Genomic DNA, 8013 nt, shown 5'->3' on the forward strand with positions numbered 1-8013 from the left:
CGCCCCTCCCACCCGATCCGACGCGACCATCAGAGGGCAGGATCATGCATCAGATGAAGGCGCCATGCAAGCCGTGCAGGTCAGAACTCATCCATGAAGGCTCTGAATCACCGTCGAGACCGCCGCGCCCATCAGGTGACCAGCGACAACGCGCCCGCCTGATGCAATTCCCGATATTTGGTGTACCGCTTCGTCACGGCCAAAGTGGAGTGGCCGAGGACTTCCTGGACGACGCTGATGTCCACGCCCTGTTCCAACAGCAGAGTCGCAGCAGTGTGGCGCGCGTCGTGCAGCCGCGCGTCCCGAACCCCTGCCGCCTTGCACAGCCACTTCCAGTCGGCCCAGTCGTCATGCGGCTCCATCGGCCGGCCGAGCGTGTTCGGAAAGCACAGGTCCCAGTCCTCCCACGCCTCCCCCGCCGCTTCCCGCTCCTTGGCCTGAGCCTTCTGGGCTTTCTGGAGCTGGACGAGCAGCGGCTGAGGAATGGCGATGGTGCGCACGTTGCCACCCTTCGGCACCTTGAACTCCCACACGCCGCCCGTCCGCTCCGGGCAGTGCTGCGCGTGGAACCGGCACCCCTTCTGGCACGGTCGGGGGCACCGCTTCTTGTGCCGCTTACACGGCGTCGCACATGCCCGCTTGTGCCACTTCGCGCCGCACGCGTGCGGGTTAGCGCACCCGTGCTGATACCGCGCCCGCTTGAGCTGGTAGACGCGTACCGTGCCGGCCTTGAAGTCGACGCAGCTCCACCGCATCCCGAGCGCTTCGCCCTGCCGCAGCCCGAGCGCGAACGCAACCGACCACCGCGCACCGTTGCGCATGACGTCCGCCATGCGCAGAACCGCCCGCGCCTCGGTCTCGGACAGCGGCACGATCTCCTTGTCCCGGTGCGTCGGCGACTCGACGAACGTCGCGACATTGCGCATCACCTTCTCGCGCCGCATCGCCATCTTCAGCGCGCGGGACAGGATCTGGTGGATGAGCGCCACGCTCTTCGTCGAGAGACCGGCCGCCGACAGGGAGGTATAGAACTGATCGATGTGGTCCGGCTGGAGCCGGTCGAGCCGGAGCTGACCGAGCCCGGGGATGATCCAACGCTCAACCTTCGGGCGGTAGATCTCATCCACCGTCGTCTGCTGCGCGGTCCGCGGGGCGATGGTGTCGAGCCACGTCCGCATCCATTCGGCGACCGTCGGCGTGTGCCCCGGGGCGGGCACCTTGGCCGCGTCACGCTTGGCTTCCAGCTTCCGGACCTTGTCGATCACGGTCTCTTCGTCGCGTCCTCGGACGTGCCGACGGTCGAGCGAGCCGTCAGGCTTGAGACCGACCGTGACGCGTCCGTGCCACCAGCCGTCCGCCCCTTCGTAGATGGACGACTGTCCGTTCTCCTTCTTCGGTCTGGGCATGATCACTCCTTTCGTTTCGTTATGAGTGCGGTTGGTCAGGGTCGACGCTGCGCCCTGAGCCGCTGGACGTAGATCCGCAAGCCCTCGGCGGGGATCTTGCGGCTCCGGCCGATGTAGACCGATTCGACGTCGCCTGAGTCAAGGAGTTCATAGAGTTTCGTCCTGCTGATTCGTAAAGCTGTTGCCGCTTCGGGGATCGTGTAGAGCAGTGGCTCGGACCGGCTCTCGTTCGTTGCTGGCACCTCCTTTCGGTCACAGTCAGGTCGTCCGCGAGAACGTCCGTCCGTCGTCCGTCCGCGCGTTGTACTGCGCAGACGCGCGCGAGCGGACGGACGTCCGCGCGGACGAGGACGATTACGCGGCCCGCGCCTCGCGGTGCGGATCGGCGGCGCGCCACCGGCCCCGAGAGACCTGAACCGCGCGTTCGCCGGCGGCGTGGTTCTGAAGTCGGGCGTAGATCCATGTGCGTCGCATTCCAGTTGTCATGATCAGTTCGGGGATGGTCAGACCCTCGTCCGGCGCTTCGCGCAGCGCGGCCCACAGCGCTGATTCGGGGTCTACGGAGTCGTCGATGATCTGCGGTTCACCCGGCCCGCACTCGCCGCCCGCCTCCGCCTCCGCGTCGCGAGCCGTGCCGACCGCGGCGGCGGACAGGTCGTCGAGCGGCGGCCGGATTGGGGCCCACCGCGCAGCCTCGCCGGACACGTCGTCGTCCGTGACGAGGAACCCACGGGCGCGGCGCGGATGGTCAAGCCCTTCGGCGGAGATGAGGAACTTGCCGGGCGCGTCGAGCGTGTGTGCGTGCCATCCGGCCGCGAGCATGCCCTGACCGAGGATCAGATCCGTATCCCGCCGTTCGCGGACGCGCAGCGCGATGCGGATGTCCATCTGCGACCGGAGCGCACCGCGGCCCATCGCTTGTTGCGTCGGCCGCTGCGTCGCCGCGAGCTCCGTCACCGCCAGAGCCCGCCCCCGCCGCGCCACCGAATCAGCCGCGTCCGCAGCAAGCGGGGCGTTCTCGGCGAGTTCCGCGTACTCGTCCGTGATGATGATCAGCGCCGGGTGTTGCGGGCTCGGGTTCCAGACGCGCGCCGAACCGTCCCCCATCGCCCGCGCACGGGCTTCGAGGATGCCCACCGCGTCACGCTGCAGCCGCGTCGCCTCGGCCGGCGTGGTCGCGAGCCGATCCAGGCACGACACCCACGGCCGGAGCTCCATCCCGCCCTTGAGATCGATCCCCCACAGCACCACATCGGCGCACGCAGCCAGGTTCGCCACGATCACATTCAGAATCCCGGACTTGCCCGAACCCGCAATCCCGCCGATCAGCGCATGCCGCCGCAGAAAGCTGACCCGTACGGGCGTCGCGTCCTCAAATACTCCGAGCGTGATCGGCTGCGTGATGCTACGCACCGACGGCCCGGACCACGCAATCGCCTCCGCGTGCGGGTCGGTCGCCAGGACCCGGATCGTCGCGCGTCCCGCGTGCGCCGGGTCCGGCTCGACACGCACCGCACCCGGCCGCGTCCCGAGCCCGGACTCAATCGCCGGCACGTGCGCGACGACGTCCGAAACCGTCTGCCCGCCGCGAAGCGCCATCCGCGCCCGCCACCCCCAGACGTCCACCACGGCGGACAGCACGCGCGAGCCCGCGAGCCCCACCTGTTCCGCAATGTTCGGCCACGCCTGGATCGTGCGATCCACCGTCACCCGCATCCGCCGACGACGGTGCGTCCACCACGGCAGCCCGCCCGCCAGGACGAGCAACCCGAGGACGGTCGGCAACGGGTCCGTGAGCGTCCCGAGCCCTACAGCCGCAGCGAGGCCATCCGCCCGCCGCGAGGACGGCCCGACGGCGTACACACGCTCGCCGCGCCGAGTCGCCCGGAACGGCGCCCCCGTCACCGCGACGACGGCCCCGAGTCCGGGTCCGGAGGCCGAGCTGGCGTTGGGGCAGGTGGCGATCACGCGGGCGTCGTTGGCGGCGGCCTTCGCGAGTGGCGGGACGCGGGTGGAGCAGGGCCCGGATTCACGAGACCCGGTCCCTGATATAGCGGGTGGGCCCGGTAGCGCGCGCCTGGTCCCACGGCGGCGGGCGGATCTGACCGAGGCCCTCCGGCCGCACGCCCAGGCCCCTATCCAGGCCGGCACCGGGACCAGTGGCGCGATCACAGCCCACTGACTATCCGTGAGGTCCGTCGGGTACATCGGCCGCCGCATCGACCGGTCCCCCGGCGTTGCCGTAACGGTGGGCCAGGCAATCGCATCGCACGGCGCGGCGGCTGGCACCGCCAGCGCCGAGCGCGTAGAACACGGACAACAGGGCCTCCCCTGCTCGATGGCGTCAACAACCTCGAGCTACACCGGGGGCCCTGTCTTCATGCACGCCACAACCACCCGAACGAGACCCCACCCACACACCACGTTCGGAAAGACAACGGCGCTAAAGACCGTGCGCGATCCGGTCCGGCCACGGCGCCAACACCGTGCCGCGGCACAGATGCCTCGGCGTGGCGCGCTCGGGTTCCGGGCGTTGGACCGATACCCGAGCGCGCCGGCCGCGAGGCTGCTACATGGCGTTCCAGATCTGAGCCGGGTTGCCCGTGTCGCAGTATTCAAGTTCGATCTGTGAATCGCTGGCGGTGCCGTCCTCCTGGACGCACAGCCCGGACTCACCGCTGACGATCTGGTCGCTGGAGTTCAGCGTCCACACCTGGCTCGGGTTACCCGTGCCGAGACAGGTGTAGAGATCCAGTTTCGTTCCCGGGGTGTTCGCCCCGCCGTAGGAGTCCAGGCACAGCCCTTCGGTCGTGAGCGTCTCAGTGGCTGGGGTATAGGTGAACTGCTGCTGGGCCCCGGCGCCGCAGGCCTCGACGTCGGCGAAGGTGCTGGGCGTGGTACTGCCGTTGGGGTCGTCCAGACACAGGCCGGATGCCGAGTTGAGGTAGGACTCGGTGCTCACCGGATTCGCCGGCATCGTCTCGACCTGATCGATCTGGTACTGGCCGGAGCCGAGATTCGCGTTGTTGATCTTCAGTCGCAGTGCCGCCGCGGTGACGGGCGTGAAGGAGACCGTGTAGGCGAGCCGGGTTGCGTCGTCTGGCGCCGGCCAGCTGACGCTGCCCGAACTGGCGATCGTTGTCCAGCCGGACGTGCCGTTCGGGGATTCCTGGATATCCCAGTCGGTCGGCGCCTGGATCTGGCAGTAGTCGCAGACCAGCGTCACGGCGCCGACGCTCTGCGGCTGCGGCCACTGCAGGGTGTAGTACTGCGGGAACGACGGCGACTGCGCGCTCTTGAAGAACGACTCCCACAGGCCGGAGTTCGCCGCTGAGGCGGAGTACCCCGAGGCCAGGCTCGTCGTCGTGGCGGTCGCCGCCGGTGCGCTGTTGGCGGGCGTGACCTCCATCTCGTCGATCTGGTATTGGCCGTATTCGTTGTTCGCACTGCCGATCTGGACGCGGACGCCCTCGGCGGTCTGAGCCGGGAAGGACACGAGGCGGGACTCGTAGGAGTTGTCGTCGTGCTGCCAGTTCACAGGGCCCGAGGTTGCCACCGTGATCCAGTTCGTCGACCCGTCGGCGGAGACCTGGACGCTCCAGTCGGTCGGGCCCTGTCCTTGGCAGTGGTCGCAGACGATCGTCACCCCCGACAGGGCGTGCGCAGCCGGCCAGGTGACCGTCAGGTTCTGCGGAAAGCTCGGGGACTGCGTGCTCTTGAAGAAGGTGCCGAAGTTCCCGTCTGTCGCCGACGAGGCCGTGTAGCCCGAGGCGATGTTCGTGGTGGTGGTCGTCGGCGGCCGCGACGTGGTCGGGATGGCCAGGTCGGTGTTCGCCGAGTCCGCAGCGACGTCCACATCGGTGGCGTAGGAGTTGGTCGTCAGCCCCAGGGAGCTGAAGTCCGAGGCCACGACCCCGCCGATCGTGATGTTCGAGAAATGGATGTCGTTCCAGGCGTTCGTGGAGTCCCCGAGGTCTGGCCTCCGCCGCTGCCGCCGGCCATGGTCATGTTGCTGATCGTGATCCCCGAGACCGTGACGTCGGCCGAACCGGAGGATCCGAAGTGCACGAGCGGTGCGGGGTTCTCCACGTCCCAGTTGCTGATGACCGTGCCGCTGCCCCAACTGTTCTGGTACGGCGAGTTCCCGCCATCTGCGCGCAGCTCCATGCCGCGCCCGTAGCTGATGTCGTAGATGTTCGAGACGTTCATGCCGGTCATCGTCTGGCCGCTGCCGAGGTCGGCGAAGCGGATCACGGCCGATGCGGTCCCCAACGAGTCGATGACCGTCCCGCTCATGTTGATGTTCGACGTGTTGTAGATCGCCTCGGCGCCGACGGCCGCGAAGGTGATGGAGTCGTCGCGCGAACTGAGCCAGCCGCCCGTGAACGTGACGTTGTAGTCACCGTTGATCTTGAATGCGTCGTCCTGGTTGCCGATGTTGCCCTGGGGGTTGTTGAACTTCACGTTGGTGAAGGCCAGGTCGTACGAGCCCTGGATCGAGGTCTGCCACATCACCGAGTTGGTGAACATGACATCGTTGACCGTGAGGTTGCTGGTCCCCCCGTCGGTGAACAGGCCGAAGATCCCCATGACCGGGCCGTAGGCGGTCTGCAGGTTGTAGCCGTCGCCGTCCACGACGCCGCGGCCGAAGATCTTGACGTTGCTCGCGCCTCGCACGGCCAGGATGGCCGACGACGGGTAGCCGACGGTTCCCGGCAGCTGCGTGTAGTCGCCTTCGGTGCCGTCGGCCAGGAGCACCGCTCCGCTCGACAGGTACAGCTGGACGTTGCTGCCGATTTCCAGTGTGGCGGTGCGGTAGACGCCGGGCGGGAAATAGAGGATGGGCGTGGTCGAGCTGTTGGCGGAGACGTAGTTGATGGCGGCCTGCAGCGCGGAGGTCTCGGTCGACCCGGTGGTATTGACCCCGGAGAAACCGGTGACGTTGACGACGTCCGAGTCCACGAGCTGGGGCGGGCTGACCTCCAACGGGTCGGCGAACACCAGCAGCGCGTCCTTGGCCCCGTTGATCTCGGCTGCGAAGTCCTCGGGTTGGGGCAGCGTGAAGGTGATCGTGTCCCCGGAGACGACCGGCTGCATGCCGAACGCCGCGGGTCGGACGGCGGCGCTGGTGACGCCGGCCGTATCCGTGATCACAACGGTCTGGGGCCCGCTCATCGCGAATCTGGTTTGCGCCGAGTCCAGGTTGTCTTGAACGTTGACCGGTGTCCCGCCGACCGTCATCGAGATGTTCGGGTCGGGCACGGGGCTGGATGTGTAGTTACTGTACTGGTCGACGTTGAGCAGCGGGTAGGCGACGACGCTGCCGACGGCTTGCGCCGGGCCCGCCGAGGCCAACAGGCCGGTGACGCAGAAGCCCAGGGTCAGCGCCAGTGCCATGAGGAACGTCAGTGGTCTGGTCAGTCGGCCTCGACGCGCGCCCTGCTTGCGGAACATCGTTGTTTGTGCAAGCGGCATCTTGTTTCCCTTTCTGCTAGTCGTGCTTCCTGGTGGGATTTAGCCGGTCCCGGTTCACCCGAGTTGCTTGGAAAACATCTGCTCCTGGCCGTAGAAGCCGCTGTTGTAGAACAGGCGCGTCGCGTGGTCGGTGACGAGCAGGTGGTGGCGCCAGAGGTTGACGCCCTCGCCGGCCTCCAGTGCCGGGGCCGGGATGTCGTCGATCCATTCGAAAGGCTGATCGGCCAGGTGCCACCCGGTGGTGGGGTCCTCGTCGTCGCTGAAGGCCAGTCCGCCGAGCGACGGAGCCGGCTCCTCGCTGGTCAGACTCCCGTCGCGGGTAGGCGGAGTCGGGGACGCGTTCAACACGGCGACCCAGCGGTGGCCGGCTGCGATCGGGGCGATGTGCGGGTGGTGGCCGTCCAGGAGTTGGAATCCGCCCAGGTAGCCCGAGGCCCAATGACCCGGGTGCTCACTGGGGGCGAGCATGACGCCGTGCTGTCGCGGGTCCGATCCCGGTGACTGGGTGACGACACCGATGGCGCTGCCGTAGGGCGAGTGGGCCCAAGGCTGCGGGCTGAGCGGGTAGCCCATGTAGTAGTAGATGAAGCGGCCTTGGGCCTGCGACCAGTACCCGCTGACCGCGTCGGCGTGGTTCTCGTCGAACTGCCCGGCGTTCCCGCGCGGTATGAGGTCCTCGACCTCCAGCGTCCAGGGCCCGGCCAACGAGGTGGACCACGCGCGCTGAACCCGCTTGTCCCGGTCATGGGCCGTGGTGCTCACGGTGACGAGCCAGTATCTGCCGTCCACGAAGCTCGCCCGATTCGGGCGTTCGATGTCGGTGACGACGAAGGGCTTGTGGGTGCCTCCGCCGGCCGGCAGGAGTTCCGGATTGGTGAACACCAGCGGCGTCGGGTCGCTCCAGGTCCCCGGGGCGGCGGACGGGTCGCTGGACACCGACGTCCCGTGCCCGGGCGGCGCGAAGAACAGGATCATCCGCCAGGCCTCGATCTCGGGGTCCCACACGACGCAGGGGTCTCCGACGACCTCCGAGCCGTTGTCGGCGGGTCTGCGGCCGATGACCAGTCCGTCGCGGATCCACTGTGCGCCTGCCGTGCGGTCTGTCATCGTCGTCCTTCGTGCATCGGTGGGG

The 8013-nt window shown here is 68.1% G+C and carries 6 protein-coding genes; all 6 read right to left on the bottom strand.

Translation table 11 applies throughout. The features are described 5' to 3' along the window. Nucleotides 1–131 precede the first annotated feature (131 nt). The gene (locus KDL01_RS36630; RefSeq protein ID WP_212533305.1) at nt 132–1406 is read right to left on the bottom strand and encodes a tyrosine-type recombinase/integrase; all 1275 of its coding nucleotides are present in this window, start codon (nt 1404–1406) and stop codon (nt 132–134) included. A gap of 35 nt (nt 1407–1441) precedes the next feature. Continuing rightward, entirely contained in the window at nt 1442–1648 is a 207-nt protein-coding gene (locus tag KDL01_RS46225) for a helix-turn-helix domain-containing protein (protein WP_212533306.1), read from the bottom strand. A 112-nt stretch (nt 1649–1760) separates the two neighbouring features. Next, nucleotides 1761–3173: an FtsK/SpoIIIE domain-containing protein gene (locus tag KDL01_RS36640; protein ID WP_212533307.1), complete on the bottom strand. Its 1413-nt coding sequence runs from the start codon at nt 3171–3173 to the stop codon at nt 1761–1763. Between the two features lie 802 nt (nt 3174–3975). Further along, on the bottom strand, nt 3976–5316 hold the full coding sequence (locus KDL01_RS36645; RefSeq protein WP_212533308.1) for a ricin-type beta-trefoil lectin domain protein: 1341 nt from the start codon (nt 5314–5316) through the stop codon (nt 3976–3978). Next, nucleotides 5286–6881: a glycosyl hydrolase family 28 protein gene (locus tag KDL01_RS36650; protein ID WP_212533309.1), complete on the bottom strand. Its 1596-nt coding sequence runs from the start codon at nt 6879–6881 to the stop codon at nt 5286–5288. The genes KDL01_RS36645 and KDL01_RS36650 overlap by 31 nt, the downstream gene beginning before the upstream one ends. Nucleotides 6882–6935: 54 nt before the next feature. Then, nucleotides 6936–8013: hypothetical protein (locus KDL01_RS36655; RefSeq protein WP_212533310.1), on the bottom strand; the 1078-nt coding region annotated here is incomplete at its 5' end.

It is taken from the genome of Actinospica durhamensis, assembly GCF_018139695.1.
Lineage (GTDB): Bacteria > Actinomycetota > Actinomycetes > Streptomycetales > Catenulisporaceae > Actinospica > Actinospica durhamensis.